Raw genomic sequence first — 26,676 nt, forward strand, 5'->3', positions numbered from 1 at the left:
CCTCCTCCCTTGGCGAAAAAACAGAACTTGCGATTCTTGATGATGGTTATTGATCAAACGAATGGTTGCGGCAAAAGGGACCGTTACCCCCTAGCCTCATGCCCCCGGCCGATCAGCAACCGGCGCATGCTGCGCCATCAACTCGACCACCCAATCAATAAACACGCGCAGCTTCAGGCTGATGTGCCGGTTCGGCGGGAAGGCCACATACAAGGGCATCGTCTCGAGACTCCAGCCCTCGAACAGCGGTACCAATTCACCGCGAGCCTCGTAGTCCCGGGACATGTATTTGGGCAGCCAAAGCACACCGAGCCCGGCGAGGCCCGCCGCAAGAAATGCGTTGCCATCATCGACGGCCAGCACATAACGTCCTTTGACCTGCACACGCTCACGTTCGTTGTACATCGCGTAGGGCACCGGTTTGCCGGTGCGCGCCCACAAAAAGCCGACGACTCGATGATCCGAATCCTCCAGCTCTTGCGGATGCACAGGCACGCCGACGCGAGCCAGATAGCTCGGTGCTGCAAACACCCCAAGCGGCAGGTCAGCGACACGCCGGGCCATCAGCGACTGGTCCATCAGCTCGCCGCCGCGCACCACGCAATCGACGTTTTCATCGATGATGTCGACGATGCGATCGCTGACGCCCATGTCGATCTGGATGTCCGGGTATCGCGCATAAAACGCAGGCAATGCCGGCACCAGAATCATCCTCGCCAGCGGGCTCGGCACATCCACGCGCAGCCGGCCTCTGGGCAACGTCGACGCACCGGACAGGCTGGTTTCGGCATCGTCCATGTCGGCCAGCAGCCGCAACACCCGCTCGTAATAGACGGCGCCATCAGCCGTGACGTTGACCTTGCGCGTGGTGCGGTTGAGCAACTTGACGCGCAACCGGGCCTCCAGTTGCTGCACCAGTTGGGTCACGGTGGTCTTGCTCATGTGCAGGGTTTCGGCCGCCTTGGTGAAACTGCCCGCCTCCACCACGCGCGCGAATGCCTGCATTGCATCAAAACGGTCCATTGCAGCCCCAGGTATCGATAGGATTGTTTGGATATCACAAACAGTGCTGGCCAAGGTTGCTCGTTTATCGCCCCGATGCAAGTCCTTACAGTCCCTTCATCGTTCACACAGAGCCCTTGATGGAGGCCTTTCATGACGCAGCGCGATGTTGTTTTCCCAGCCAAACGCCAGGCGCTATATGAGCGCAATCGCTACTCACCGGCTATTCGCTCCAACGGCTTTTTGTTCGTCTCGGGGCAAGTCGGCAGCGCTGAGGATGGATCGCCCGAACCGGATCTGGAGAAACAGGTGCGGCTCGCCTTCACCAATTTGAACGCGATCCTCGTGGCGGCCGGTTGCACCTTCGACGATGTGATTGATGTCACCGTGTTCATCGTCGACCCCGAATCGACCTTCGAAACCATCTGGAAGATCGTGCCGGAGTTCTGGGGTAACGCACCGCACCCGACGTTGACCGGAGTCGGCGTAACGTGGCTGTATGGCTTTCAATTCGAGATCAAGGTGATTGCCAGGCTTCCAGACACCGCCGAGGAATGAACTGAAGCCTGCACAGGGAATGAACGCGGCTATCCGTTCGGCGTTAGAATCGGAAAATGTTCAGCCCACACTTTTGAGGATGACCCAGGCATGTCCACACCCGACATTTCCCTGCAAGACACCGCAGCGCCGGAAGGCGTTTGTTATGGCTGTGGCAGCCGCAACCCGCATGGGCTGCACGTCAAGAGCTACTGGCATGAAGACGGCGAGCATGTCATCGCCGAGCACGTGCCCGACGCCAGGTATTGCGGCTGGCCGGATCTGGTCTACGGCGGTTTGATCGCGATGCTGGTGGATTGCCATTCCAACTGGACCGCGATGGCCTATCACTACCGGGCGGAAAACCGCGACCCCGTCAGCCTTCCGCGCATCAATTGCGTCACGGGCAACCTCGGCATCAAGTTCATCAAGCCGACGCCGATGGGTGTCCCGCTGACCCTGCGGGCGAAAGTCGAAGGTGATGTCGGGCGCAAGACCCGGGTCATCTGCGAGATCTACGCCGGGGACGTGCTCACGGCGGTGGGCGACTCCACTTTTGTTCGCGTGGACACCGCTCAATTGGCCGACGTCGCGCACAACCGATAGGTCGCCGCGTGATAACGTGCGCGCATCCTCTTTTGGAAGCGCACGCCCATGTCCATCGCCGACAATCTTCTCGCCTTTACCTTCGCGGCCACGTTGCTGACACTGACACCCGGCCTCGATACCGCATTGATCCTGCGAACCGCAACGGTGGACGGCCGACAACAGGCCTTCCGCGCGGCATTGGGCATCAATGCCGGCTGCTTCCTGTGGGGCGCTGCGGTCGCTTTTGGTCTGGGCGCGTTGATCGCTGTCTCGGAACTGGCCTTCAACGTCCTGAAATACTGCGGCGCCGCTTACCTGGCGTGGCTGGGCTTGAACATGCTGTTGCGCCCGCGCCGCTCGCTGTCGCCCCTCGAAACGGACGCAAAACCAACGGCCAACTGGTTTCTGAAAGGCATGATGGGGAATGTGCTCAACCCGAAAATCGGCATCTTTTACGTCTCTTTTCTCCCTCAGTTCATTCCCCAGGGCCACTCGCTGATTGCCTGGACTTTTGGCTTGGTCAGCATTCACGTGGTGCTCGGTTTGATCTGGTCGTTGACGTTGATTCGCGCTACACAACCACTCGCCCTGGTGCTGCGGCGTGAAAAAGTCATCAAGTGGATGGACCGCACGACGGGCATGATCTTTGTTCTGTTTGCAGCGCGGTTGGCGTTCAGCAAGCGGTGAACAGCGCTCCTACAGTTTTGTGTTTCCCGGGATTGCGTGAAGAACCCAAAAAAATGCCCGCCTCTTGCGAAGCGGGCATTTCGTTCACGGGTTATGCGTCGTTTTCAGCGCGGCCTGCGTTAAAAACTCGCTTTGACCGACACCATAAAGTTGCGTGGATCACCGTAGTAGTTGCCGAAGGTTTCGGTACCGATGGTGGCGTAGTAGCGCTTGTCGAACAGGTTGTTGCCGTTGAGCGCAACCGACCAGGTGTCGTCGATGCGGTAACCGATGCGGCCGTTCCAGACCGCATAACCTGACTGGCTGATTTTTTCGCCACTGGAAGGTGAAACCCGGAAGTTATCGCTTTGCGCGTTGACGCCGGCACCGATCGTGAATCGCTCAAGCGACCCGCTCAGGGCGTAATCGCCCCACATGCGCAGCACATGCCGAGGCACATAACTGTTGAACGCTGCGCCGTTCAGGCTGGTGTCGATGTCGTCGAGGGTTTTGGTCTGGGTATAGGTGTAACCCGCCAGCACTTGCAGGCGCTCAATGACTTCACCGCTGATCTCGGCCTCGAACCCCTGGGCGCGAACCTTGCCGGCATTGACGTAGCAGTAACCATCGGATGAAGGACAGGATGAGTTGTAGTCCGTCTGCGCCTGATCTTTCTGGATCGTGCGGAACAAGTTGAAGGAACTGTTCAGGCGACCGTCGAACCAGGCGCCCTTGATCCCCAGCTCATAGCTCTGGCCCACGAGCGGCTTGAGTGCAGATCCGTCTTCCGAGCGGAAATTGCCTTGCGGGGTAAAGATATCCGAGTAGCTGGCATAGGCCGTCAGGTTCTCGTTAAGGTCCAGAAGCACACCGGCAAACGGCGTCACCTGCCCGGTCTCGGTAGCGCTGGAATGTTCCGAGGTGCCTGTGTTGATGAAGTCGGAGTCGGTTTCGGAGTAGTACCAGCTCACCCGACTGCCGACGACGAATGTCAGCGGATCGGCCAGTTTCAACCGCAGTGTCGAGTAGATGCCCTTCTGTTTGGTCACCGAATTGACCGGCCCGCCGCGAGATGAGTTGTCAATAAAGTAACTGTCATCCGGCTCCGGAATATGTTTGTCGGGGTTGAACACATTCTGGCGTTGCTTCAGAAACGCCACCGAGTAGAAGTCGTCCTTTTTCGAACGACTGGCGTTGGCGCCCACGATCAATTCATGTTGCTGGCCGAACGCGTTGAACTTGCCATCCACGTACGCATCAAGACCGTAATCGACTTGATCGTAATCGTACATGCTGCCCAGCATGCCGGTGGTATTGGTACCTGGCGTCACGGCGCCGGAGGCGAATGCGTACTTGATGTCCTGGGTGTTTTTTGTATAAACACTGGCGACCTTCAAGCTCCAGTCATCATTGAACCGGTGATTCAAATCACTGAAAACGGTGGTGCGCTGGCTGCGCCACGTGTTCCACGAGGGATCGAGGCAGGTCGAGCGGCTGAGTTTCAAATCGCTGCGGTCCCGGTAACGCGGCAGGCCACCCCAGCAAGGGTTGGCGTCTACATCTTCATAGGCAACGCCCAGGCCGAGTGTCGTGTCGGGGCTCACATCAGCGTCGAGCGCGCCGTAATACACCTGATCCTTGCGACTGGCGTCGTCTACCGAGTAATGCCGACTCTGCTCGGCGACAACGGCCCGCCCCCGCAGGGTGCCGGATTCGTTCAGCGGGCCACCGGTGTCGACCTGTCCGCGATAGTTGTCCCAGCTGCCACCGGAGAGCGTGATGTCGGTGTGCGGGGCCGTCTGGCCGCGTTTGCGCACGAAGTTCACCCCGCCGGCGGTGCCACCTGAACCTTTCATCATCCCGGCTGCGCCGCGAAGGATTTCGACACGGTCGTAGTACGCCATGTCACCGCTGAAACTGTCGGCCTGAACATAGAGGCTGCCCATGTCCAGAGGGACGCCGTCGTACTGATACTGGCCCGACATGCGGAACCCGCGCGAATAGAAATACTTGCCGCCCATGGTCGAGTCGTAGACGGTGATGCCCGGGGTCTTTTCCATGACCTGGTCGATGGTGTTCAGGTTCTGGTCATCGAGCATCTTGCGCGTCATCACCGTGACCGACTGCGGCGTTTCCCTGAGTGAGTGCTCACCCTTGCCGATAGTCACCGCACCCGTGGTGTACGAGCCGCTGTTTTCGGTGGTCGCGCCGAGCATTTGCCCATTGATGTTGGTCGCGCCCAGTTCCAGGGCCGCGCCGGCAGCCGTGGCTGGTCGCAGGACATAAGTACCGTTGGCCTGGGGTTCGGCTTGCAGACCACTTCCACCCAGAATCCGCGCAAACCCTTCGCTGATCCCGAAAGCACCGTTGAGGCCCGGGGATTTCAACCCTTCGAGTTGTCGCGCATCAAAGGAAATGGCGGCACCCGCCGCACTGGCGAATTGGCTGAGCACTTCGGTCAGGCTGCCGCCGGGAATGTTGAACGATTTCACCGGGCTCTGCTGTTGCACCGGCACCTGTGCCGCAAGCGTTGCCGTTGACCAGACGCCCGCCGTCGTTGCCGCCAATAGCCCGACCGTCACTGCGGTCGCCAGACGATCAGACTTGTACACCCGAGACATGCTTACCCTCCCCCAAAAACAATCAATAAAAACTCACTGAGGGATGAGCCGAACGATGTGTATGAAAAGTGCAAAGGCCGAAAAAATTATTTTCAGATCTATCGCGAGCAAGCCCACATTCAGAGCAAATCACCACGCGACACGTCGACCCAATATCGACTGAACCGGGTGATCCGCAGCGAGAAACCACTCTCCAGCGCAGCCAGCGCCAGGTCGGTGTTATCAATGGGGAAAGCGCCGGACACCTTCAGTTGGGCGATACGCGGATCACAGCGCAACACACCTGTGCGATAGCGCGAAAGGTCGGCCAGCAACTCGGCCAAGGGACGATTGATGGCAATGATGCTGCCCGTTTGCCAGGCGCCGACCGCTGCGTCGTTGCGCCGTACCGCCCCCACCGAGTGACCATCGAAGTCCAGGGACTGGCCGCCCTCCAGACGCACCGTCGAGCCACCGCCAGCCGAACGGACCTCTACGGCCTTCTCGATCACCGCCACCCCGCCGCCCTGTTCAAGGGACCGGACGATAAAACGCGTCCCGAGCGCCAGCACCTCTGCATGACGGGTGAGCACCTTGAAGGGTCGCTGCAAGGGATCGACAGCGGTCGTCACAAGGATCTCGCCACGCAACAGTTCGAGCACACGCTGACGACCGTCAAAACGAAGATTGACTGAGGTGTCGGTATTGAGCAGCAACGAACTGCCATCCGCCAACCGGAACTCACGGCGCTCACCCACGGCGGTGCGAAAATCGGCGAACAGGTTCTTCGAGGTTTCACTGCGCCAGCCCAGCCAGCCCAGTGAACTGGCGGAGGCAAGCACCAGCACACTGCGCAACACCTGACGCCGGGATCGATCAGCACCACGCAACGCTGGCAATGCCAGGGCACCCGGCACACTGGCCATCTGCTCGCCGACGTCCGCCATGCGTTGCCAGGCTTGTCGATGGGCAGGGTCGGCGACCAGCCAGTCGTTCCAGGCGGCCAGGTCCGAATCGGTGGCGACACCCGACCGAAGTCGGGCGTACCACTGGGCGGCAACGCTGATTGCCTTCAACTCAGCGGGCGAAAGGCTCATGCCAGTTGCAACTGAATCTGCATCAGGCAGCAATGCTCCATGGCTTTGGCCATGTAGTTGTTGACCGTGCGAGAGCTGATATTCAAGCGCTCGGCAATCTGCGGGTAGGTCAAGCCGTCGAACTGAGACAGGATGAACGTCTGTTTGACCTTCGTCCCCAATCCTTGCAGCAGGCGGTCGATCTCCATCAGGGCTTGCAACAGGATCGCCTGCTCCTCCAACGAAGGCTGCTGCCATTCGGGCATGGCCGCCAAGGCTTCCAGATAGGACTGTTCCAATGACCGCCTGCGGAACAGATCGATCAGCAAACCCTTGGCGATCATCGACAGGTAAGGTCGCGGCTCGCGAATATCGAGTGCGTTACGCGCCTTGAGGACCCGGACGAAGGTGTCCTGCGTCAGGTCTGCCGCATCGAACGCATTGCCCAGGCGCTTGCGCAGCCAGCCATTGAGCCAACCGTGATGGTCGCAATACAGATCATTGACGGCGCTACGCAGGGATAAATCGTTGGCGGACATGACGATGGAATAATTCGCGAGTGATAATGACTCGCATTGTCATGTGTGCAATGGGTGATTTGCAATAGCCACATTGGCTGACAGGCGCGACGCCAGGCAGATGCATCAAGCCCATCAAAGAATACATGCAGGCGACTATCAGAATGTTTATGCAGTCGCTTGATCAATGTCGCTGACGCCTACCTCTGCATCACACGGATGAAAACCGCTTGCGATAATCGCTCGGCCCCACTCCGAGGCGTCGCATAAATGCCCTTCTGAACCCGTCCGTATTGGCATAGCCGACGGTATCGGCCAAGCGCTTGAGTGATACGTCCGAGCCTTCGATTAGCCGCCTGGCCGCATCAATGCGCGCCAGCTCGACAAATTCGGCCGGGGTCGAATTCGCTTCGGATTTAAAGGTACGGGCGAAGTTGCGCTCGCTCATCCCGGCGCGGGCAGCCAGGGTGGGCACGCTCAAGTCAGCCTTCAGGTGCTCCAAAACATAATCCTGCACGTCTCTGATTACGCTGCGTTCTGCGGTTTGCGCTGCCAGTTGCGCGCTGAACTGCGACTGTCCGCCAGGCCGCTTGAAGAACATCACCATTTCACGGGCAACGCTCAGCGCCAGTTCTCTGCCGTGATCCTCTTCGACCAGCGCCAGGGCCAGGTCCATGCCGGCCGTGACACCCGCCGAGGTGTAGATGTTGCCGTCCTTGATGAAGATGCTGTCGGGTTCGACCTGCGTTTGCGGGTGCTCCTTGGCGAGTTTTGCGCTGGAATTCCAGTGAGTGGTAACTCGGCGTCCGTCCAGCAGGCCAGCGGCGGCGAGCAAGAAAGCACCGCTGCAGACCGAGCCGATACGGCGCACGGATTTCGCCTGTCGGCGCAGCCACTCTTGCAGTGCAGGGTCGAGCGCAATTTCATCGATGTGTGGGCTTCCGGCCACGAGCAACGTATCGATCTTGCCTTTATAGGTATCGAAGGTCTCGTCGATGCCCAGCTTCAATCCGCTTGAACCTTTGATCATCCCCTTGTCGGTACCGATGACTTCCACCCGATAGGCGCGCGGATTGCCGAGCTGCTTTGCCGCTTCAGCAAAGACGTCTGCCGGGCCGATGACATCCAGAAGCTGCACGCGGGGGAACGCCAGGAGAGTTATGCGCATGATGTCTGTCCTCGTCGAATCATTGGCTGAATACGTCGTTATGTGACTATTTCAGCCATGGTCTTTTCGGCTGAAAATAGCTCCAACAGCAAATTCAGTCAAACGGGAGACCGCCATGAACACTGCATACACTTCCTCCGTCGCAGCTGCACAATCGGTATCAAGCAGTACGACGTCGATCAAAAACCTGCCCATCAACCTGTTCGGTTCAGTCATGGGTCTGGCTGGCCTGGGACTGGCCTGGCGTTTGAGTGGCCAATATTTCGGCGTCGGCGGCGCATTGGGAGAAGCGATTGGCGCACTGGCCGGCCTGGTATTCGTGCTGCTGACCCTGGGTTACCTGAGCAAATGGGTGAAACACCCTGAAGCAGTAAAGGCCGAGTTCAACCATCCGATTGCCAGCAACTTTTTTGGCACCGTCACCATTGCCCTGTTGCTGCTTTCGGCAGTCGCTGCGCCCCATAGCCAGTGGCTCGCAGAGGCTCTGTGGATACTGGGCAGCGCGCTCACGGTGTTGCTCGCAGGCCTGGTGGTTTCGCGTCTGTTGTCGGGCAATCAGGATTCGGTGAATGCCGTGCCTGCCTGGCTGATCCCTGGTGTTGCCACCCTCGACATCGCGGTAACCGGTGCGCACATGCCCATGGTTTGGGCTGCGGAGTTCAACCTGTTTGCCCTCGCCGTGGGTGCGGTGCTGGCATTGGTTTTCTTCACCCGGATCTTTTCGCGACTGGTGCATGAGGCCGCTTTGGCCAAAGGCATGGTGCCTTCGTTGATGGTCCTGATTGCACCCTTCGAGGTAGGTTTCCTGGCGTACACCAACGTGTTCGGCGAAATCGACCGGTTTGCCAGTGTGTTGTTCTACTTCGGCCTGTTCCTGTTCGTGGTGCTGAGCTTCAAAGTGTTCCGTCGCGATGTGCCCTTTGCCCCTTCGTGGTGGGCTATCAGCTTTCCTATCGCGGCCTTGAGCAATGCGGCGCTGAAATATGCACATGCCCAGGACAACGCTCTGCTGATGGTCATCGCTGCGGCGATCCTGCTGTTCCTCACCGTGGCACTGGCCGTGCTGTTGGTGAAAACCCTGATCAGCCTGTTCAGCGGCAAACTGTTGGCCAACTGACGTTTTACCTCCCTTTGGCGAGCCTTCACCGGCTCGCTTCTTTTTTTGCCCCTACAGGTTTCATCGAATGACACACAGCACTTCGTGGTTAATGCTGATCGTTGCCGGACTACTGGAAATCGCCTTTGCGGTCGGTTTGAAATCTGCAAACGGCTTTGAACGGCCCGCCGTGTTGGCCGGTACCGTCATCGTGTTGGCCGGCAGTTTGTGCCTGTTGACGATGGCGTTGCGCGTTCTGCCAGTCGGTACCGCCTATGCAGTCTGGACCGGCATCGGCGCCGCCGGCACAGCCATTGTCGGCATGTACTGGTTGGGTGATGGGGTTTCACTCTGGCGAATGGTCTGGATCGGATTGATCCTGCTGAGTGTCGCGGGACTACGCTGGGCAGCTTGAACGAGCAAGTACTTCAGAGTGTTTTTTGGGGTCAAGCCAGAGAGGATTTCAGGGATTTCAGGGGCAGACCACATCTAGAAAATGTGGTCTGTCCCCTAATGACCCTACACAGATCAGCCGTTGGTGCGATCGGTCGCCTTGGCTTTGCTTTCGGCAACAGCGGCTTCAGCCTTCTGTTTCTGTGCAACCTGGAAGGCTTCCATCGAGACTTTCCGGGCCGACTCCATGCGTGTGAAGGTCCGATCACCGCCACCTGTGGCCATAGCCAGAGTGGAAGCGGTCAGAGCGGCGGCGACGAAAAGAACTTTTATGGATTTCATTTGGGTTTCCTCAAGTGAGAGTTTATTAATAGATAACAGTGGTAGTTATTTGCTAAAGCATTACTTGCTCATTCAACCTGGCTTTAGCATTAAGCCAGGGCGGCGTTTTGTTGCGTCCAGGTGCCTTGCTCCATACGCCCGTCGGCATCTCTGCTTTTTGCCCAGGCGGTGAGCATTACCATCATTGCGAATCCACCGACGATGAGAACCGGATAGGCTGCCAGCAACTCGATCAGCGAGTATTTCCAGGCCAGCGGACGACCAACACCCAACATGGCGGCATAGAACCACGACACGCCAGAGAGCGCCCCCGAGAACAGCGCCAGCATGCGAAGGCTGAAGGAAAGTTCAAGTAACGAACCGGCTTTTTTCAGCGCCGGCAATACAGCGCTATGCAACAGGAAGCCGTTAAATGTCAGCAGTACAACGATCCCGATTTTTGCTTGCAACTTTGGATTCTGGAAATACTCCATCCCCTTGCCGGCATAATCGATCCCGATAATGCCAATGCCCGTAATCCAAAGAGCTACAAGTGCAAGTACGACGGTTTTTTGAAGGCTTTCCATATGTGCGTCATCATGGTGACCCGACACGTCCCCTTTCAGGAGTTGCTTGACCATTGCAACGTCACTGGTCAAGACAAGACCGATTGCAACACAGCAGGCGATAAGATGGAAATATACAACGCCCAAACGAAAATATTCCACGGTGGACGAAGAAATCATACTAAGTTCCATGGTTACCTCTTGACTTCAATAGTGAATCAACATAGCTCTCGGCACAGCTTGATTGGAGTTTGCCGTTGCTGATTGTAATTAGGATCCAACAATTATTATTAAATAATCTCGCAGTGTTACGCTGCCAGGATAATAGTGATTTTCGCGAATGAACTTTTAATCATCCGTACTTAGTGCATATGAGGTTTAACTTCCGCTTCTGGGGTCGGCGAGATCCAGAACCCTATCGGCGAGCGGATCAGGCAATGCTGGCGGGATTGGCTGGGCTTGCGCCCCATTCGAGGAAACGGATCTTGTGAACCTCACCCAGGCTGTCTTCATAGACCAGGGTCACCGGTACCACGCCTGTCTTGTTGGATGTATCAGTGCGCTGCAATACCCGCTTCACATCGATTTCCATTCCGTAGTGGTAATCGACGGCTGAGACATGCGCGCCGGGTTCTTGCAGGCCGTTCTGGTCGAAGACAGTTGGCGCGAGACTGGAAATCACGGCACTGACAATTGTGGCCATGTTCATAAGGCTGTACCTCCACTGAAGTTCTCTTAACGAGGACTTAATGTGACACGTGATCAAAGTGAAGTTCACTTCACCGCGACGAACGCGCCGATCTGAGTCGCCTGTAGTGGCTTCAGGCCCCTAGCAATTCCCCGCGCTTGACGCCTTACGACCATTCGTCCATTAAACGCCGTATTTGTTGGGCCAAACGGCATTTTTGAGTGAGGTCATAACATGTTATGACGGATTTTCGAGCGAGATTTCACGTGCTGGCTGTGACGGCACATGGACCGAAAACGTCTGCGAGCCAGGGTGAGAAATATCGGGTATTGGCCGATTTCTGCCGTCCATGACTGGCCGAAATCGGCCAGTTTCCGCCGTTCGAGCGTCCAGGTTCAGTACTTGATATCCCGGGCTTTTTGACGTCCTTCCTGCTTCGTTTGTCGCTTGTCTTGTCGGCAACCGGGATTGCTCTGGGCATCGGCTGCTCGACAATCCTGTTTCGTCTCACGCGCACCCTGGCGCGTTTCCTGCCTGACATCGCGCGCGGAACGACGCGTCTCGGCTCGTTCGGTGGCCGCCCAAGCTGCCCCGTTCGCCACCAGAAGAAAAATCATCGCTACCCAACCAAACGTCCTGTGCTTTCTCATAATCTGATCTCCAGGAACTCGATGTCGGATTTTAAGTACAGCTGATTTCCAGACGTCCCGCAGGCTGAGGAACTGCCATTCATCCAAGCGATATCCATTGCTCGAGTCCAAGGGGGCAGCTGGCGAGCATCAGTGTCGATGGTGAACGGCAACAATCAGCCAGAAGCGCTCATTCCAGGTCCTCTCGATTGCCCCCTCGCAAATTCCTGCCAGGGGTTATAGATGCCCTCTCCGCCCCTGACATTGCATAGGTATAGGGGGTATGCCTATCATGCGCAATACATAGGCAGGGGGGGTATCCCATGGGCCATATTGCAGCAAACAAAGGCGATCTTCTCAAACGCGTAAAACGTATCGCCGGGCAAATCCAAGCCGTTGAACGGGCATTGGAATCGGATCTCGATTGTGCCAAAACACTGCACCTTGTTGCCGCCACCCGCGGAGCCATCAACGGCTTGATGGAAGAAATCATCGAGGACCACGCGCGGGAGCATGTCGCGAACCCTGCTCTCAGCGAAGAGGAGCGAAACAAGGGCGTCGAAGAACTTCTTGAAGCCATTCGCCGTTACTCCAAGTGAACGCAGGTACACACTCATGAGCAGCTCCAACATCAACTACACACACGACCACATGTTCCTTGGCTCAGCACACGACGAAAACGCCAAGCGTACGCTTTGGGTTGTGATACTGACCGTTGTGATGATGGTCGGTGAGATCACCGCCGGGTATATGACGGGCTCGATGGCGTTGCTGGCCGATGGCTTTCACATGGCAACCCATGCCGGCGCATTGGGCATCGCGGCGGCGGCTTATGGTTACGCAAAACGCCACGCTTTCAGCCAGCGCTACAGTTTCGGTACCGGAAAGGTTGGAGACTTGGGCGGGTTCGCCTCGGCGCTGATTCTCGGTATGGTCTCCCTGGGAATTGGCGTTGAGTCCGTCATACGTCTCTTGCAGCCAACGGAAGTTCAGTTCGGCACCGCGACGCTCATCGCGATTGCCGGCTTGATCGTCAACATAGTCAGCGCTCTGCTGCTGGGTCACGGGCACAGTCATGGGCACGATCACGATCACGATCATGACCATCATGGGAACGACAACAACCTGAAATCGGCCTACGTCCACGTCATCGCAGACGCGCTGACTTCGGTTCTGGCCATTGCTGCACTGCTCGCCGGCCGGTATCTCGGTTGGGTGTGGCTGGACCCGGTCATGGGCATTGTCGGCGCTATCGTTATCGCGCGTTGGGCGTGGATCTTGATGGGGGTCACCGCAGGTGTACTGCTGGATCAGACAGACGCACACGTTGCCGAGGAAATCCGTGAACGGGTTGAGAAACCTGGGGATGCCACCATCACTGACTTGCACGTCTGGCGAGTTGGACCGCAAGCGCATGCGGCCATCGTCAGCGTCCTTGGTGAAGCCACTGCGAACGCCGACAGCATTCGTGAACGTCTGAAGCCGGTTCATGAAGTCAGCCATCTGACGGTCGAGTTTCGACCGGCCTGATTCAGCGCCTCCCCTCCACTGCCTCCAAAGGAAACCGTAATGCCCCCAGGGAAACGTGAACTGGCGCGGATCGAACGCCGATTGATTGCCACGCTCACTGATGCGTGCGAAACAGCAAAAAGTGAAATCAAGGGTTTTACCTGGCTCACCCACATCACTGACCTGAACGCATTGGCTGAAACCCTGAAGGTGATCTGGGTGTTCGAAACCCTCGCTGACAAAAAGCTCGCCCAGGTTAACGCGAAGACACGCATCTTTGAGCTCACGACTATCGCCTTGAATGAGGCCAACATCGATCTGAGCCCTTCAGACCTCAATGTCCGCTTTGACTCCGAGGAAGAATGCCAGCGCACTCACGGTGGCGATTGGCAGAAGCGCCTGGCCAAGGGTTATTGACGATGGCTAAAGAAATCGAAAACCCCTGCATCTCGGTTTGCCAACTGAGTGGCGATCTGTGTGTGAGTTGTGGACGGAGCAAGGAAGACATCAGAAAGTGGAAACGCATGAAGCGGCCTGAAAAAATGGCCGCTGTGCAACGGGCGAATGTGCGTTTGAAAGGGTTGAAGAAAGCACAGGGATAGTCGCTTGAGCTGGATGACCGCAATTGGGATTTCAGGGACAGACCACATTTAGAAAATGTGGTCTGTCCCATAATGACCCTTGTGAGAACCAACTGATAGACAGCAATCGGCTGTGGATTCAACAGGCTAGCCCTCGCTTAACTACTAGCCAAGTGATATACCGCTCTCGGGTCTAATGCATGGCAAAAACAGGCAGTCTCATGAGGCGATTCTCAATTTATAGCGGGTTGGTTCTGGTGGGCTACTCCGCGCTCGAGTACGGAGATCCCCCCATGGGCGTTGCTTTCGGCCAATTCGAATCTGCCGATGGGTACACAGCCGTCCAGAGCGAGTGCTCCACGAACCACCACGATCAGACCGCTCTGGATCTTTCTGTTCAGACCGAAGCGGGCCTGGTAATTCCGTGTGCGGGCCTGAGTATCCTGGATTACTCCAAAGAGTTCCCGTCGCCTTGCATCGAAGTGAACATTTTCGGTATTCCATATCCTCTCTATGGTGAGTTGTTTCCTCTGCATGTCACGCTGTATGAGCGTCAATTCAGCTAGTCCGCTACGGCCCGTTTGCAGCCCTTCTGACAGACAGAAATCGGCGATAAGCAGACGTTTAACGAGCAGCCCGACTAAGATCTGCGCCTTCTTCTCACTAGCCAACGAGATACTACCCAGTGTTTAACCGCTATGCCGCCTCCCGCGAGAGGATGAAGCACGACTTAGACAAGGCGCGTTTGCTGCTGGGTCAGCGACTTTCCGTGCTATTGCATGACCAGTACTACTTTAACGATGAGAAGTGTCCGGAAGACATAGGATCGTTGGTGTGGCTGTGTGGCGAACATCAGACCGTTTCGATGTACTTGTTAGCTGATGGGGAAAGTGTCGGTGCTGAGCTATCTGATCTGCCACCCCCCGCGCCGTTTGAGCTTGGCGCAGATAGTGCCTGTTCGTGGCGTAGAGAAAATCTGCTTTCTGAATTATCCGCCCTTTCGCTTGAAGGAAAGATCATCACTGAGGTTCAAGGAGTCGTGGACAAAAGATTGGACGAGGAGGCTCGGCTTGTAGCTTTCAAGATTACCTTCGAGACCGGCGACTACCTGATCTATCTGAACCAGGGTGACGATGCTGTCATGCTTATCAACGAACCGGCCGAAAGTGTGACGGGCATCGAAACCCGCTTGGTGACTTCGCTAGGATGACGCCTAGGGTCGTCCGCTGCACTCCGCGACGGGCAGTAATCGGCCAGAAGCGGTCGGTTGAGTGCACAGCAGAATCCGCCTATAGGCAGCGTGTGATGACTGGAGCGGTCATCCCAGACGCGCCCGAAGGAAATCGATAAAAAGTTGAGTCTTAGCAGGCAGTAATCGAGTCTCGGTAACGGCATAGACAGTCATCGGCGCTCCCTTCCATTGAGGCATGACACGGCAAAGTTGACCATTGCCTAGCTCATTAGCCACGATTTCCTCGGGCATCAGCACGATGCCCTGATCGAGTGCCGCCAGCCGTCGAATCAAACCGACGCTGTTGACCATGAAGCGTCCTCCAACCGCTACCGAGATGGTTCGTACACCATCGTTCAGCTCCCACGTCCCGGCCTTCTGAATGTTCAGACACTGATGCCGTTCAAGATCACTAGGTGAACCCGGCACGCCTGAAACCTGCAGGTAATGCGGCGACGCATACAAATAAGACGTTAGCGAGGCCAGAGGTCGGGCGATCAGCTGCGAGCTTTCGGATTCCCCCATCCGGATTGCGACGTCGAAGGGTTCGCTCACCAGGTCGACTCGCCGAGGTGTGAGGTCCAGATCAAAGGTGATCCCTGGATAGAGACCAGCGAACTCTGTGAGCAGAGGAGCCAGGTAAGTGACGGTAAAATCCACAGGCAAAGAAACTCGTAGCACCCCACTCGGTCGAGCCACCATCTCTCCAAGCTGCTCATGCGCCAGCCGAGCCTCCTCGACAATGCGCTTGCACCGTTCGAAGTAGATCTGCCCGGCTTCAGTCAACTCGACCTTGCGAGTCGTGCGATGCAGCAGCCGCAACCCGATTGCCTTTTCCAGCTGACTGATTCGCCGTGACAAGGTGGAATTCGGTATGCCAGTTACCTCGGAGGCCCCGCGAAACCCTTTCGCTTTGACGACTTCGACAAACAGCGCCATATCATTCAGAAAATCCACGCTTATTGCCCCATAAATGGATCAGTAAAATCCAATAAACCATATTTATCCCAAAAACAATAAAGCGGATGATGCGTTTCCAACAATTTATTTGAGAGCCATCATATGAAGCGTGACAGCAGCCTGACGTGGCGCCATGTCGATGCAGAGAACCTTGACCTCAAAGGGATGCGGGTTGCCGTCGTCGGTGGCACCGGTGGCATCGGTCAGGCATTGAGTCGCTTGCTCGCCTCTCGCGGCGCTCGCATCCTGGTCGTTGGGCAAACCTTTCGCGATGCTGGCACGCAGGGGATCGAATTTCTCCAGGCGGATCTAAGCCTGATGAGTGAGGCTCTGCGGGTTGCCAAGCTGCTGCCGTCGGAATCCTTGGACCTGCTCATCTTCACCACCGGTATCTTTGCCGCCTCCCAACGTCAGGAAACAGCAGAGGGCATTGAGCGCGATCTGGCAGTCAGTTATCTGAACCGTATGGTCATCCTGCGCAGCGTCGGACCGAAGTTGGGTGCAGACAGGCCCAAAACTACTAGCAAACCAAGGGTGATTGTCGTGGGGTATCCCGGTACGGGCCAGATAGGGACGTTCGACGACCTCAATGCTGAAAGGTCCTACAAGGCCATGCCCGCGCATATGAACACTGTGGCCGGCAACGAAATGCTCGTTTTGGATGCGGTGAAACGCTATCCGCACTTGAGCGTTTTTGGCCTGAATCCCGGCCTTATCAAAACCAGTATCCGCGATAACTTTTTCGGCAAGGGCTCGCTAAAGTCGAGCATCGTGGAGGGCCTGATCGGGCTGCTGACACCCACCGCCGAAACGTATGCAAAGAAAATCGTCCCGCTACTTGTTGCCCCTGAGATCGAGGATCGCAGCGGCGCGATGTTCAACAACAAAGGGCAAGCGATCCTTCCGTCTACGGGCATGACTGAAACGCATATCAGCCAGTTCATGGTCGCGTCCGAAACACTTGTTGCCCGGACGGGTATTTCAGTCGCAGTCTCTTGATCGCGAGACAAGCGCTCTCCATCACAGACCTTTGAAGATCGCACCACGAGCGACAACTTGGTGACCTAATCCTACACGCTTCGACCGACTGCTTTGGGTCGATTGCTGCCCTCCGCGACAGGCAGCAATCGGCCAAAAGTAGCCACTCAACAGCCTGTCAGCAAGTCCATAGCCCGCTACTCATTGGCTGCGAACGCTCGGCAATTTGGCCAGCTTCATATCGAGTTTTTCTCTGCTCGGTTCCGCATTTGCCATGATAGGATCTAAGAAAAGTAACGTCTTAGCGTGTAGCAAGGGATTTTATGCAACAACGATGTCCTTAATAGGAGTTATAGGAGTCAGTGGAAGTACGATGAACATTACGAAAAAAACAACCTTGCCCTTTATTGGAATCAGTGCGGCTGTCGTTGGGGCATTACAGGTGCTTTTGTACGAACCCTTTATTGCAATTGCGCAAGCACAATTTGGCGGCGTTCCTCTTCGACTGATCATGGAGATACTTTTAACGACTGCAGCTCACTCGGCTATAATTTCAATAGCTCCGTTATTTTTGGCGACATTTAACAAGGTCGCCATAAGCTACGCAGTCCTTATCTTGTTTATATCTATATATATACAAATCGCAGTAGGTATAAACCCCGTCGGTCCGACGGTGGCTGCTATAGCTTGTTCAGTTTTAATTTTTTATGCATCCATAAAGGCAAGTGAGCTTATTCGGCATTTTCGTGCGAAGTGAATGCCTATAACAAGTCGTCCAAGCGATTCCTCTTGATCTCCGGGATCTCGTTCTGCTGCTCCGCAAGCTAAGCTTCAGCGACTGGCTGCTTTGGATTGTGAATTCAATCGGTCGCGACAGGCAAAAAACGGCCAGATTCGGTCATTGCCCGGTGCCGATAGAAACCTGCTGAAATGACTCTTCTCTGACCTGGGTATGTGTATGCACTTCGACAAATTACTGGCACGTTCGTCCATGCTTGAGGACCGGCTTGTCAGCTTTTTCGCCCTGCCTTTAGTCGATGCTTCCAGCCGCCGTCAGGCAACCCAAGCGCTAGCTAGTCTAGGATTTGAGCACGCCCGGAGCCTGAAACATCTGGTAGCAGCAGGGCTGTACACCTCTGCTGCTGCGCTACTACGAGTACAGTACGAATCACTAGTTCGCGCACTTTGGGTTCTTTATGTAGCCAAGGATGATCAGGTGGATTTGATGCTTGCTGAACTCACACAAGAGACGGCAAAGCAGGCAAGAAAAATTCCTATGCTCAGCCAAATGTTGGAGGAGATTGAGGTGAAAGCTCCGCACGCTCCGGTAGCTCTCCTAAAGGAGTTTAAGCACTACTCTTGGGGACCTTTGAACTCCTACGTGCATGGAGGTATCCATGCAGTTAATCGTCACGGAAGGGGTTTTCCACCAGAGCTGGTTTTATTAGAGATCCAGCACTCGAATGGTCTGCTCGGAATCGCAGGCAATCTACTTCTGTTCCTGAGTGGTGTACCGCAGGAGGCAGGAACTATGGTGGGCATCTACACGGAGTTCCAAGATTGCTTCCCTGCGAATAACCCACCATACAAGCGTACGGCCGAGCCGGCTCATTGACCGTTCAGGACAGTCAGTTTTCGCCCAGAAGCGGCCAGCCGCTGACGCCTTGAATTCAGAGGAAATTTTCCTAGCCGAAGGTTATATTAAAATGTTAGGTTTGCCCTTCTTATCTTACCCCCCAGTAGGTATAAAGCCAGTTACTTGATTAACAAGGTTTCTGGGGGAACTATAATACAGATCGCGAGAGAGCTAGAGGCTTTAAATGTCGATGTTAGAAATGGATAGCGAACGCGCGTCAAATGAAGACCTAGCCCACATAGTGTTTTTATTGCGCAATGTCAGCAGCAAAGAACTCAAAAGAAGAATCGAGAAATTTAACGATAACTATAAAAATTTAGACTCCCAAGACATCTACGCTCGAATTAAAGAAGTCATCATGATTTCAACAGGGGCTGTGAGAGCGGGCGCCATCGCTGCACAGGAGAAGGAATACTTTCCTGGCGGCATTTTCTACCGTGCGCGAATTTGGGATTCTGAGTTCAAAGACCTTCCAGAGTCAGAGTTCTGGGCGGCCCCCAACGATCGCGTTAAATACCACGGTCGTGTCAACCGGCCGTCTCAAGGTTTGCTCTATACCTCAGAGGGCCAAATACCTACAACATTTGCAGAGGTTAGAGTCGAGCCACAGTCCAATGTACTCCTGATGGCCTATCAATCCAAAGAAATACTCACTGTGGCAACGGTGGGCAATAAGTTCTATACCAGCCTGCCGTCGGATACTAGGAAAAAACTCTCCATCATTCGGAAGTTTATTAACCAGAACCTACTGGCTGCCGGGGAAGGCGCTTACCTTTTCAGTAGCGAATTTACCAACTCAATCTTAAATATTAGCCCTGACGGTTGGGCATACCCATCTACGGTTTATCAAGGCGGTGAGAACGTATGCTTCCGCCCCGAATCTCAGCACAAGCTTGAGTTGCTCGAGATTTTTGCGTTCAACGGTAAAGAGAGTGGGTTAAAGATGCCTGTAGGCTATTTTCTACTGCAAGAAGATGGAACCTATAAGTATCACGCAGAGGCTGAAGCAGCAGGTGCACGTTTCGCAGAGTTTATAAAAAAGCATCGGAGAATTTACGCGTCGAATGACCGCTCTACCTTAGAGCAGAGGACTACCATAAACACGACAACCAGACTAATTCCCTAGTCCTGTGTTCTGCACATCCTATAAACAAGCGCCGACTGCGCAAAATTGATCGTTTAACTCGCCGCAGTCGTTACCCGAAAGCCAGAGTTGGCAGGGCTGTCGTCTCTGATGCGAGTTTGATTCAGATTGCTGGCTAGCAGAATGCCACTGCTTCGTCCATTGCCACGCGCACAAAGCCTAATATCTCGAATGTCAGCTACGGGTCGTTTTCTGCCCTTCGTGACAGGCAGCAATCGACCAGAAGCGTTCGGTGGACGGAGCGATAGCAAATGAGTAGCTATGCTTGGTCTACTGCCGGAACTGATTGAGCCGATTGGGCTTTCCGTCCTTGGTGTATAAGCCCCTTCAGCGGTTACCCGACTATCACAATGCCCGGCCTGGTCAGGAATAGACGACAGAACAAGGAATGTTATCCATCAAGCCTGTGAAGGCGTTATCACCCCAACTTGGGGTCTTAGGCCCAAAGAGGAAGTCCGCCATGACCGTAGCCGATCGCCTCAGGTATTTGCGCGTCGTTCTAGTTTTGGCTGGCCTCGCGTGCCTTGCTCTCTACCCACTTATGTTGTTCTGGCCGTCCGGCTGGGCCTGGCACGTCGGTCACTCGGACTACCCGATGATGATCGTTGGCATCTACGCCACACTTGGCGTGTTCTTGATCCTGGCCGCACGTGATCCATTAGCCAATCTGAGCCTGATCTGGTTCACCGTGTGGTCTAGCGCCGTACACGGAGGAATCATGGCCGTCCAGGCGGTCACCCAGCCGGGGCAAATGGGGCACTTGGCAGGTGACGTGCCGGCGCTCTTCATCGTGGCGGTTGCCTTGGCCATCTTGACGCCCCGTTCGTAATTGGCCGCCGAATGGGTACGCCCTCACGTTTTTGGAATTGTCGGGTTGTCGATTTTCGACTGGCTGTTATCGAATTTGCAGTCGATTCACCGATATTCCTTGGTCAAGCTACCTGCGGGAGATCTTGCGCGCTATATGCGATTGAAAAACTGCCTGCAGAGAATCACATTGCGCAACAAGGGCCAGCTAACCCAACTCGCCAGCAGACCACCGATGACTCCCACCAATGGCGCTCCGAGATAATTCAACCGGCTTTTACTTTCCACGCTTACCCTCATCACTACACGCTAAAACAGAAATATCTGATTTCAAGGTAATCTTCGATGCCGCACTTGGAGCCTTCACTTTTCAAACACTGAACAACGATGTCCGAAAACTGGAGCAAAAATGCTGTCTGGATTAGTACGCTTTTGGCAGTGCCACTCGCGCATCATGTTGCCCACTTTCGGCTAGCGCATTTGCCACGAAGCCATCTTTTACGCGACGACTTATAAAATCCTGAATGTACGCAGCTGCGATGCTCCGAGCCTTCGGAACAGCCATCGCCTGGCGAATTTGGGTGAAGTTGTCTGCCAGCACCCTTACTCCCTGAGCTGACTTTGCAAACCGCTCCAATGGCTGCCGCACTCCCGCTGCTGCCTCCAATCCCTGCTCATAAAACAGATCAATAGCGCTCGCTGAGGTCTCCCCTCTGACGAGCTCAGCTCTCTGAAGAGTGCGTGTGAGATACAAGTCATACGCGGCACCACGACCTACAGAAATCCTGTGACCTTGCGCATCCAGGTCAGATGCACTTTGGTAAGGGCTTTGCTCACGAACGAGGTAGGTGCCGTCGATACTCACATAAGGTTCTGAAAAGGCGATCTTCTCCGCGCGTACTGGCTCAATAGCTAGGAACGCCAAGTCCCACTGCCCGTCCTCCAAGGCAGCAAACACCTTCCCAGCGGCATCGTATGCAGCCAGCTTGACCGCGACACCCAGCTCCTGTGCCAACGCATTTGCCAACGCAACAGATACACCTCCTAAAGTGCCGGTGGCTTCATCGCGCTGGGCCAGGACTGGATTACCTAGATTGATGGCTACCCGCAGTTCGCCATAAGGGGCCAAATCGCGACGCACAGCTGCAATATCAGAACTCATAACTGTTCACCTCTTTCAATCTCTGGAGACAGCTCGCCATCAGTTTGCTGACGACGCTTCACGAGCATGCCCACAATCAAGACCAACATCGCACCGACCACCCCGGCTGCGTAGTGCGACCATGACGGGAGGCTTGGCAAGCTGATGTCACCGACAGCCATGCTTCCGGCGATCCAGCCAAGCAATGCCGCCCCGAGTGTGACGATCAATGGAAACCGATCCATAAAATGGAGCACCAGCTTGCTGCCCCAGATGATGATTGGAATGCTGATGACGATGCCAAAGATCACCAACTCCAGGCTTCCTTTAGATGCTCCCGCGACCGCAACAACGTTATCCAGGCTCATGACAGCATCAGCGACAATGATTGTCTTGATCGCCCCCCACAGCCGAGGACTGGCTGCAAGGTTGTCATGCGCATCCTCCTTCTCTGGAACGAGCATTTTGATACCAATCCAGAGAAGCAGTGCTGCCCCGATGAACTTGAGGTACGGCAATTCCAACAATTGCAGTGCAAAGAAAATCATCACAATGCGGAGCACTATGGCACCCAGCGCGCCACCAAGAATGGCGCGATTACGCTGAGCTTCCGGGAGCTTGCGGCATGCCAATGCAATGACAACTGCGTTGTCGCCCCCGAGCAAGATGTCGATGGCTATGATTTGCGCCACTGCCAGCCAGAACGTTGGCGAGTTGAGTAGTTCGATCAAAGTAAGCATTCCAGGTCTCTGCGAATCAGGCGGTCAGGTCGTTTTGAAAATCATACAAACAGGGCTGCCGGTTTTAATCACATGGCCATTTTCAGTAAGTCCACCTGAATGTCTGTCAACGTCAAATGCGACATTGAATCAGGTGTGCTCATGCCGAGCGTCGCTCGGCATGACACTGGCAAATCAAACCACTTCGGGGATGCGTACCCAGCCTTCCATCAGTCGACGAGCACTGCGGCTCATGACTGCTTTTTCGACTGTCCAGGCGCCCTCTACAAAGGCGGTTTTCGCACCGACAGCGACGCTGCCAGCGGTGTGTCCCATGCGTACCTGACGATCTCTGACGTCGCCGACGATGCGATTGACCAACGTGCCATCAAGTGCTGCTGCAACTGCGACAGCAACAGCGCCGGTGCCAGTGATTGCATGGTGAAGCTTGCCCATCGAGAGAATCCGGGCAATCACGTCGATATCACCTGGCTCAACCTGTTTGCCACCCGCTGCCTTGTAGGCTTGAGGTTTAGCAACCATGCATAGCTTCGGAGTATGAGGACGCAATCGCGTTGCTTCTTCCGCACTCTCGGCCAAGCCCATGGCCACCGTGCAATGGGCGCGAATGATTTCAAGCCGTGCAAGCAACTGCGCATCACCGTTAACCTGGTCTTGAGTTTCGGTGCCTTTCAGGCCCACCTTATCCGCGTCTACGAATATGGTCGGGTTGCCAGCATTCAGCAGTGTCACTGCAAGATTACCGACGCCCGGAATGTCCAATTCATCGATGGCATTTCCGGTTGGCAGAATGCTGCCATCTGAACCACCGGGATTGAGGAACTCCAAGACAACTTCGGCAGCAGGAAAAGCTACGCCATCGAGTACAAAATCACCCTCTTCCTGAACCTCACCATTACGCATTGGCACGTGAGCGATGATTCGCTTCTGGATGTTGGCTTGCCAGATGCGGACAACTGCCATGCCATCGCGAGGTGCATCCACCAAGCCTTCGGAAATCGCGTAAGGGCCAACCGCCGAGCTCAGATTTCCGCAGTTACCTGACCAATCGATTACAGGGGTCTCAATCGCCGGCGCACCAAACAGGTAATCCACATCACAGTCATCACGGGTGGATTTACCGATGATCACAACCTTGCTGGTACTGGAGGTGGCGCCGCCCATCCCATCGATCTGCTTGCCATACACATCCGGACTGCCAATCACACGAAGCAGGATCGCATCACGCTCCGCACCTGCCGGTGGCAGGCTCTCGTCAAGAAAAAACACGCCTTTGCTGGAACCGCCACGCATGTAAACGGCAGGAATACGTCTTTGGGTCATTTTTTTACTCCAACGAATCAGCGGTGCATCAGTTAACGGATGCGTTCTTCATGCTTTCGATCAGAAGCTGTGGCAGCAAACCACCGCTGCGGAAGTAGCGGACGTCTTCGAAGGTATCCAGACGACTCACGACCGTGACGCGCTCTTTCTCACCACTCTCACGTTCGATCACCAGCGTGATTTTTGCGCCCGGCTGGAAGTCTGCGGTGATGCCTTCAACGCTGAATGTTTCACGTCCATTCAGGCCCAGACTCTGACGAGAAACACCGCCCTCAAACTGCAACGGAAGAATGCCGAGGCCAGCCAGGTTGGTGCGGTGAATACGCTCGAAGCTTTCGGCCACGACCACACGAACACCCAACAGACGGGGGCCCTTTGCAGCCCAGTCGCGCGAGGATCCACTTCCGTACTCCTTACCGGCGACAACGATCAGCGACTGCTTACGTTGTGCGTAGATCTCGGCGGCCTGGAAAATCGTGGTGACTTCTTTCTCGGGCAGAAGCAACGTCCACGGGCCCTCACGGCCATCTTCAAGCAGTTCGTTTTTCAAACGAGGGCTTGCGAAGGTCGCACGCTGCGCCGCTTCATGGTTGCCACGACGCGTACCATAGGAGTTGAAGTCTGGTACTGCGATGCCATGCGATTGCAGGTATTGGCCCGCATCGCTTTCTGGAAGAATCGCGCCAGATGGCGAGATGTGGTCGGTGGTGATGTTGTCCGAGAGCATGGCCAACACACGCATGTTGCTGAGGTCTTTGGTGGTGTCTGTCGCAGTCACCGCTTCGCTCCAATATGGAGGTTTACGGATGTAAGTGCTGCTTTCTTGCCAGGCATATTGGTCGCTGACACCGGCGCGCAGATCGCTGGCGATCAAGCCTGCTTCACGCGGAACATCCTCGTAGGCCTTGTCGAACAAATCGGCAGTCAAATTATCTGCTTCGATTTGCGTCAGCTCCTCATCGCTCGGCCACAATTCGTGCAGGTAGACCGGTACGCCTTTGTCGTCGAGACCCAATGCGTCCTTTTCCGGGTCAATCAAGTAGGTGCCGGCAATCGCATAAGCGACGATCAACGGTGGCGACATGATGAAAACTTCGCGCGCCAGTGGGTGGACTCGGCCTTCAAAGTTACGGTTGCCTGAAGTCGCAGCCACAGTCTCCAACTTGCGAGCACGGATTTCGTCTTCGATTTCGGTGCTGAGCAACGGGCCGGACATACCGTTGCAGGTGGTGCAGCCATAGCCAACCAGGTTGAAACCTAAAGCGTCCAGATCTTCATTCAGGCCAGACCGCTCAAGATAGTCCGATACCACCATGGAGCCAGGAGCGAACGAGGTTTTCACCCAGGGGGCTCTCTTCAGTCCACGCTTGCGTGCGTTACGCGCAACCAGCCCCGCAGCGATTACTCCCCTTGGGTTGGAGGTGTTGGTGCAACTGGTAATGGCAGCGAGAACTATCGAGCCATTGTCCAGACCGGCAGGAAGATTGGTGGCAGGCGCCTTTTGTCCCAATACGATGCGTTGGTGTGGCTGCTTAGGCCCGGCTATCGAGCGTGCAACAGTGCTGAGATTGAGTGTTACGACACGGTTGTATTCAGCCTCGGCAAGACTGTCATGCCAGAGACCTTGTGCCCGCGCATACGCTTCCGTCAGTCCCGAAATCTGACCGCCACGCCCCGTCATACGCAAGTAATGCAGCGTCCGGTCATCAATTGCGAACATTGCTGCTGTTGCACCGAATTCCGGCGCCATGTTCGACAAGGTTCCACGGTCTGCCAGTGATAGCTGTGGCACGCCCGGGCCAAAGAACTCAAGGAAGGAACCGATCACACCTGCATTACGAAGTTGTTCAGTCAACGCCAGTGCAATATCGGTCGCGAGGTAGCCTTGAGGCAATGTGCCTTCCAGGCGCACACCAACGATTTCCGGCAGGCGCAGCATCAGTGATTTGCCCAGCATCGCGGCTTCGGCCTCAATGCCGCCAACACCCCAGCCCAACACACCAATGGCGTTGATCATAGTGGTGTGGCTATCAGTACCTACCAACGTATCCGGGAAAGCCCATAGCTCGTCGCCACGGCGCTGAGTACCTACAACGGTGGTCAGACGCTCAAGGTTGATCTGGTGAAGGATGCCTTTGCCCGAGGGAATGATGGAGAGATTGCTGAATGCCTTGTTACACCAGTCCAGGAACTGGAAACGCTCCGCATTGCGTTCACGCTCGATTGCCTCGTTATCAGCAAGAGCACTGGCATCGCCCCAGCGTTCGACGTTGAGCGAGTGATCCACAACGAGGTGGGTTGGGGTCACCGGGTTCACCAAGCGCGGATTACCACCTTTCTCCGCGACGGCATCTCTCAAACCAGCGAGGTCTACGAGTGCTGGCGTACCCAGCAGATCCTGCAGCACAACCCGGGCCGGGCGGAACGGGATGTCGAATTCTTTGGAACGGGCACATATCACTTTAAGTGCGGCTTCAGGATCGCCCTCACCACGCAAAACGTTCTCGGCAAGAACTCGCAGGCTATAGGGCAGCCTGGCGTAGTCACCTCCCAGGTCAGTCACAACCCCCCGAATATCACTTACACGGTACTCGATGCCGTTGGCGGAAACGGTTCGACCCTTTGATTTAGGCATTGGCTAATCCTCACAGGCTGTACGGGTAATGTTTTTGTGAGAACCATATTGCACTTTGTCACGATATAGATCAATGTTGATTTGTCCGAGTCATCTCAAACCCGAGATCGGACGTACCCCAACCAACGATTTCTACTGTGCAC

30 protein-coding genes are annotated in these 26,676 nt (G+C 55.5%); 16 read left to right on the forward strand and 14 right to left on the reverse strand.

Features of this window, described 5'->3' with window-relative positions:
* Positions 1–96: 96 nt before the first annotated feature.
* A complete protein-coding gene (locus K5R88_RS06940; RefSeq protein WP_226299512.1) occupies positions 97–1,023 on the reverse strand; it encodes a LysR family transcriptional regulator in 927 nt (308 codons plus the stop codon).
* A gap of 132 nt (positions 1,024–1,155) precedes the next feature.
* Between K5R88_RS06940 and K5R88_RS06945 the strand changes: the two genes are divergently transcribed.
* The 3 genes from K5R88_RS06945 to K5R88_RS06955 all read left to right on the forward strand — a co-directional run bounded on the left by K5R88_RS06945 (position 1,156) and on the right by K5R88_RS06955 (position 2,814).
* Positions 1,156–1,560, forward strand: a complete 405-nt coding sequence (locus tag K5R88_RS06945) for a RidA family protein (protein ID WP_008024112.1) — start codon at positions 1,156–1,158, stop codon at positions 1,558–1,560.
* Between the two features lie 90 nt (positions 1,561–1,650).
* The gene (locus K5R88_RS06950; protein WP_226299513.1) at positions 1,651–2,145 is read left to right on the forward strand and encodes a PaaI family thioesterase; all 495 of its coding nucleotides are present in this window, start codon (positions 1,651–1,653) and stop codon (positions 2,143–2,145) included.
* Positions 2,146–2,193: 48 nt separating this feature from the next.
* Positions 2,194–2,814 carry a LysE family translocator gene (locus tag K5R88_RS06955; RefSeq protein ID WP_226299514.1) on the forward strand — a complete coding sequence of 207 codons (621 nt, stop codon included), beginning with the start codon at positions 2,194–2,196 and terminating at the stop codon, positions 2,812–2,814.
* A 119-nt stretch (positions 2,815–2,933) separates the two neighbouring features.
* Here K5R88_RS06955 and K5R88_RS06960 read toward each other — a convergent pair whose 3' ends face one another.
* From K5R88_RS06960 to K5R88_RS06975, 4 genes are all read right to left on the reverse strand, one after another.
* Positions 2,934–5,414 carry a TonB-dependent siderophore receptor gene (locus tag K5R88_RS06960; protein ID WP_226299515.1) on the reverse strand — a complete coding sequence of 827 codons (2,481 nt, stop codon included), beginning with the start codon at positions 5,412–5,414 and terminating at the stop codon, positions 2,934–2,936.
* Positions 5,415–5,533: 119 nt separating this feature from the next.
* Positions 5,534–6,490: a FecR domain-containing protein gene (locus K5R88_RS06965; RefSeq protein ID WP_226299516.1), complete on the reverse strand. Its 957-nt coding sequence runs from the start codon at positions 6,488–6,490 to the stop codon at positions 5,534–5,536.
* Positions 6,487–7,008 carry a sigma-70 family RNA polymerase sigma factor gene (locus tag K5R88_RS06970; RefSeq protein WP_223449547.1) on the reverse strand — a complete coding sequence of 174 codons (522 nt, stop codon included), beginning with the start codon at positions 7,006–7,008 and terminating at the stop codon, positions 6,487–6,489. Before K5R88_RS06970 ends, K5R88_RS06965 begins: the two co-directional genes overlap by 4 nt.
* A 190-nt stretch (positions 7,009–7,198) precedes the next feature.
* Positions 7,199–8,155 carry a GlxA family transcriptional regulator gene (locus tag K5R88_RS06975; RefSeq protein WP_192229319.1) on the reverse strand — a complete coding sequence of 319 codons (957 nt, stop codon included), beginning with the start codon at positions 8,153–8,155 and terminating at the stop codon, positions 7,199–7,201.
* Positions 8,156–8,270: 115 nt separating this feature from the next.
* Between K5R88_RS06975 and K5R88_RS06980 the strand changes: the two genes are divergently transcribed.
* Together K5R88_RS06980 and K5R88_RS06985 are read left to right on the forward strand one after the other, a co-directional pair.
* A complete protein-coding gene (locus K5R88_RS06980) occupies positions 8,271–9,272 on the forward strand; it encodes an SLAC1 anion channel family protein (RefSeq protein ID WP_226299517.1) in 1,002 nt (333 codons plus the stop codon).
* A gap of 67 nt (positions 9,273–9,339) precedes the next feature.
* Complete coding sequence (locus K5R88_RS06985) at positions 9,340–9,666, forward strand: DMT family transporter (protein ID WP_192415939.1); 327 nt, start codon at positions 9,340–9,342, stop codon at positions 9,664–9,666.
* A gap of 113 nt (positions 9,667–9,779) precedes the next feature.
* On the opposite strand, the gene K5R88_RS06990 is transcribed toward K5R88_RS06985, so the two are convergent.
* The 4 genes from K5R88_RS06990 to K5R88_RS07005 form a co-directional block, all read right to left on the reverse strand.
* Positions 9,780–9,986, reverse strand: coding sequence for a co-regulatory protein PtrA N-terminal domain-containing protein (locus tag K5R88_RS06990; protein WP_226299518.1), 207 nt, complete (start codon positions 9,984–9,986; stop codon positions 9,780–9,782).
* Positions 9,987–10,075: 89 nt separating this feature from the next.
* Entirely contained in the window at positions 10,076–10,723 is a 648-nt protein-coding gene (locus K5R88_RS06995; protein ID WP_226299519.1) for a hypothetical protein, read from the reverse strand.
* Positions 10,724–10,961: 238 nt separating this feature from the next.
* Positions 10,962–11,240 carry a DUF2790 domain-containing protein gene (locus K5R88_RS07000; RefSeq protein ID WP_008044187.1) on the reverse strand — a complete coding sequence of 93 codons (279 nt, stop codon included), beginning with the start codon at positions 11,238–11,240 and terminating at the stop codon, positions 10,962–10,964.
* A gap of 374 nt (positions 11,241–11,614) precedes the next feature.
* Positions 11,615–11,956 (reverse strand): hypothetical protein, encoded by a 342-nt coding sequence (locus tag K5R88_RS07005; protein ID WP_223449543.1) that lies wholly within the window; start codon positions 11,954–11,956, stop codon positions 11,615–11,617.
* Positions 11,957–12,171: 215 nt separating this feature from the next.
* On the opposite strand from K5R88_RS07005, the gene K5R88_RS07010 reads away from it, so the two are divergent.
* The 6 genes from K5R88_RS07010 (at position 12,172) to K5R88_RS07035 (ending at position 15,148) form a co-directional block, all read left to right on the forward strand.
* Positions 12,172–12,447 carry a metal/formaldehyde-sensitive transcriptional repressor gene (locus K5R88_RS07010; RefSeq protein WP_008033367.1) on the forward strand — a complete coding sequence of 92 codons (276 nt, stop codon included), beginning with the start codon at positions 12,172–12,174 and terminating at the stop codon, positions 12,445–12,447.
* Between the two features lie 16 nt (positions 12,448–12,463).
* Positions 12,464–13,378: a CDF family Co(II)/Ni(II) efflux transporter DmeF gene (gene dmeF, locus K5R88_RS07015; RefSeq protein WP_226299520.1), complete on the forward strand. Its 915-nt coding sequence runs from the start codon at positions 12,464–12,466 to the stop codon at positions 13,376–13,378.
* Positions 13,379–13,417: 39 nt separating this feature from the next.
* Positions 13,418–13,774 (forward strand): hypothetical protein, encoded by a 357-nt coding sequence (locus K5R88_RS07020; RefSeq protein WP_226299521.1) that lies wholly within the window; start codon positions 13,418–13,420, stop codon positions 13,772–13,774.
* Between the two features lie 2 nt (positions 13,775–13,776).
* Positions 13,777–13,959 (forward strand): DUF1289 domain-containing protein, encoded by a 183-nt coding sequence (locus K5R88_RS07025; protein ID WP_008033373.1) that lies wholly within the window; start codon positions 13,777–13,779, stop codon positions 13,957–13,959.
* 272 nt (positions 13,960–14,231) lie between these two features.
* On the forward strand, positions 14,232–14,504 hold the full coding sequence (locus K5R88_RS07030) for a hypothetical protein (protein ID WP_226299522.1): 273 nt from the start codon (positions 14,232–14,234) through the stop codon (positions 14,502–14,504).
* A 119-nt stretch (positions 14,505–14,623) separates the two neighbouring features.
* Positions 14,624–15,148: a hypothetical protein gene (locus K5R88_RS07035; RefSeq protein ID WP_226299523.1), complete on the forward strand. Its 525-nt coding sequence runs from the start codon at positions 14,624–14,626 to the stop codon at positions 15,146–15,148.
* A 108-nt stretch (positions 15,149–15,256) separates the two neighbouring features.
* Here the strand turns inward: K5R88_RS07035 and K5R88_RS07040 are convergent, their stop codons facing one another.
* Positions 15,257–16,126, reverse strand: a complete 870-nt coding sequence (locus K5R88_RS07040; RefSeq protein ID WP_226299524.1) for a LysR family transcriptional regulator — start codon at positions 16,124–16,126, stop codon at positions 15,257–15,259.
* Positions 16,127–16,231: 105 nt separating this feature from the next.
* Between K5R88_RS07040 and K5R88_RS07045 the strand changes: the two genes are divergently transcribed.
* The 5 genes from K5R88_RS07045 (at position 16,232) to K5R88_RS07065 (ending at position 20,716) form a co-directional block, all read left to right on the forward strand.
* Complete coding sequence (locus K5R88_RS07045; RefSeq protein ID WP_226299525.1) at positions 16,232–17,128, forward strand: SDR family NAD(P)-dependent oxidoreductase; 897 nt, start codon at positions 16,232–16,234, stop codon at positions 17,126–17,128.
* A gap of 352 nt (positions 17,129–17,480) precedes the next feature.
* Entirely contained in the window at positions 17,481–17,864 is a 384-nt protein-coding gene (locus K5R88_RS07050) for a hypothetical protein (RefSeq protein WP_226299526.1), read from the forward strand.
* A gap of 201 nt (positions 17,865–18,065) precedes the next feature.
* Positions 18,066–18,722, forward strand: coding sequence for a DUF6988 family protein (locus K5R88_RS07055; RefSeq protein ID WP_226299527.1), 657 nt, complete (start codon positions 18,066–18,068; stop codon positions 18,720–18,722).
* A gap of 205 nt (positions 18,723–18,927) precedes the next feature.
* Entirely contained in the window at positions 18,928–19,869 is a 942-nt protein-coding gene (locus tag K5R88_RS07060; protein WP_226299528.1) for an RES domain-containing protein, read from the forward strand.
* 478 nt (positions 19,870–20,347) lie between these two features.
* Positions 20,348–20,716 carry a DUF6632 domain-containing protein gene (locus K5R88_RS07065; protein ID WP_226299529.1) on the forward strand — a complete coding sequence of 123 codons (369 nt, stop codon included), beginning with the start codon at positions 20,348–20,350 and terminating at the stop codon, positions 20,714–20,716.
* Positions 20,717–21,115: 399 nt separating this feature from the next.
* On the opposite strand, the gene K5R88_RS07070 is transcribed toward K5R88_RS07065, so the two are convergent.
* From K5R88_RS07070 to K5R88_RS07085, 4 genes are all read right to left on the reverse strand, one after another.
* Positions 21,116–21,856 carry a transporter substrate-binding domain-containing protein gene (locus K5R88_RS07070; protein WP_192229335.1) on the reverse strand — a complete coding sequence of 247 codons (741 nt, stop codon included), beginning with the start codon at positions 21,854–21,856 and terminating at the stop codon, positions 21,116–21,118.
* Positions 21,853–22,566 carry a TerC family protein gene (locus tag K5R88_RS07075; RefSeq protein WP_226300241.1) on the reverse strand — a complete coding sequence of 238 codons (714 nt, stop codon included), beginning with the start codon at positions 22,564–22,566 and terminating at the stop codon, positions 21,853–21,855. Before K5R88_RS07075 ends, K5R88_RS07070 begins: the two co-directional genes overlap by 4 nt.
* 183 nt (positions 22,567–22,749) lie before the next feature.
* On the reverse strand, positions 22,750–23,898 hold the full coding sequence (gene prpF / locus K5R88_RS07080) for a 2-methylaconitate cis-trans isomerase PrpF (protein WP_223449535.1): 1,149 nt from the start codon (positions 23,896–23,898) through the stop codon (positions 22,750–22,752).
* A gap of 28 nt (positions 23,899–23,926) precedes the next feature.
* Complete coding sequence (locus K5R88_RS07085; RefSeq protein ID WP_226299530.1) at positions 23,927–26,533, reverse strand: aconitate hydratase; 2,607 nt, start codon at positions 26,531–26,533, stop codon at positions 23,927–23,929.
* Positions 26,534–26,676: the final 143 nt, after the last annotated feature.

Source organism: Pseudomonas sp. MM213, from assembly GCF_020423045.1.
GTDB lineage: Bacteria > Pseudomonadota > Gammaproteobacteria > Pseudomonadales > Pseudomonadaceae > Aquipseudomonas > Aquipseudomonas migulae.

Bases quoted from the DNA above. Each gene is read 5' to 3' on its own strand.
- K5R88_RS06940 (WP_226299512.1), bottom strand. From the start codon at position 1,023: ATGGACCGTTTTGATGCAATGCAGGCATTCGCGCGCGTGGTGGAGGCG.
- K5R88_RS06945 (WP_008024112.1), top strand. From the start codon at position 1,156: ATGACGCAGCGCGATGTTGTTTTCCCAGCCAAACGCCAGGCGCTATAT.
- K5R88_RS06950 (WP_226299513.1), top strand. From the start codon at position 1,651: ATGTCCACACCCGACATTTCCCTGCAAGACACCGCAGCGCCGGAAGGC.
- K5R88_RS06955 (WP_226299514.1), top strand. From the start codon at position 2,194: ATGTCCATCGCCGACAATCTTCTCGCCTTTACCTTCGCGGCCACGTTG.
- K5R88_RS06960 (WP_226299515.1), bottom strand. From the start codon at position 5,414: ATGTCTCGGGTGTACAAGTCTGATCGTCTGGCGACCGCAGTGACGGTC.
- K5R88_RS06965 (WP_226299516.1), bottom strand. From the start codon at position 6,490: ATGAGCCTTTCGCCCGCTGAGTTGAAGGCAATCAGCGTTGCCGCCCAG.
- K5R88_RS06970 (WP_223449547.1), bottom strand. From the start codon at position 7,008: ATGTCCGCCAACGATTTATCCCTGCGTAGCGCCGTCAATGATCTGTAT.
- K5R88_RS06975 (WP_192229319.1), bottom strand. From the start codon at position 8,155: ATGCGCATAACTCTCCTGGCGTTCCCCCGCGTGCAGCTTCTGGATGTC.
- K5R88_RS06980 (WP_226299517.1), top strand. From the start codon at position 8,271: ATGAACACTGCATACACTTCCTCCGTCGCAGCTGCACAATCGGTATCA.
- K5R88_RS06985 (WP_192415939.1), top strand. From the start codon at position 9,340: ATGACACACAGCACTTCGTGGTTAATGCTGATCGTTGCCGGACTACTG.
- K5R88_RS06990 (WP_226299518.1), bottom strand. From the start codon at position 9,986: ATGAAATCCATAAAAGTTCTTTTCGTCGCCGCCGCTCTGACCGCTTCC.
- K5R88_RS06995 (WP_226299519.1), bottom strand. From the start codon at position 10,723: ATGGAACTTAGTATGATTTCTTCGTCCACCGTGGAATATTTTCGTTTG.
- K5R88_RS07000 (WP_008044187.1), bottom strand. From the start codon at position 11,240: ATGAACATGGCCACAATTGTCAGTGCCGTGATTTCCAGTCTCGCGCCA.
- K5R88_RS07010 (WP_008033367.1), top strand. From the start codon at position 12,172: ATGGGCCATATTGCAGCAAACAAAGGCGATCTTCTCAAACGCGTAAAA.
- dmeF (WP_226299520.1), top strand. From the start codon at position 12,464: ATGAGCAGCTCCAACATCAACTACACACACGACCACATGTTCCTTGGC.
- K5R88_RS07020 (WP_226299521.1), top strand. From the start codon at position 13,418: ATGCCCCCAGGGAAACGTGAACTGGCGCGGATCGAACGCCGATTGATT.
- K5R88_RS07025 (WP_008033373.1), top strand. From the start codon at position 13,777: ATGGCTAAAGAAATCGAAAACCCCTGCATCTCGGTTTGCCAACTGAGT.
- K5R88_RS07030 (WP_226299522.1), top strand. From the start codon at position 14,232: ATGGGCGTTGCTTTCGGCCAATTCGAATCTGCCGATGGGTACACAGCC.
- K5R88_RS07045 (WP_226299525.1), top strand. From the start codon at position 16,232: ATGAAGCGTGACAGCAGCCTGACGTGGCGCCATGTCGATGCAGAGAAC.
- K5R88_RS07050 (WP_226299526.1), top strand. From the start codon at position 17,481: ATGAACATTACGAAAAAAACAACCTTGCCCTTTATTGGAATCAGTGCG.
- K5R88_RS07055 (WP_226299527.1), top strand. From the start codon at position 18,066: ATGCACTTCGACAAATTACTGGCACGTTCGTCCATGCTTGAGGACCGG.
- K5R88_RS07060 (WP_226299528.1), top strand. From the start codon at position 18,928: ATGTCGATGTTAGAAATGGATAGCGAACGCGCGTCAAATGAAGACCTA.
- K5R88_RS07065 (WP_226299529.1), top strand. From the start codon at position 20,348: ATGACCGTAGCCGATCGCCTCAGGTATTTGCGCGTCGTTCTAGTTTTG.
- K5R88_RS07070 (WP_192229335.1), bottom strand. From the start codon at position 21,856: ATGAGTTCTGATATTGCAGCTGTGCGTCGCGATTTGGCCCCTTATGGC.
- prpF (WP_223449535.1), bottom strand. From the start codon at position 23,898: ATGACCCAAAGACGTATTCCTGCCGTTTACATGCGTGGCGGTTCCAGC.
- K5R88_RS07085 (WP_226299530.1), bottom strand. From the start codon at position 26,533: ATGCCTAAATCAAAGGGTCGAACCGTTTCCGCCAACGGCATCGAGTAC.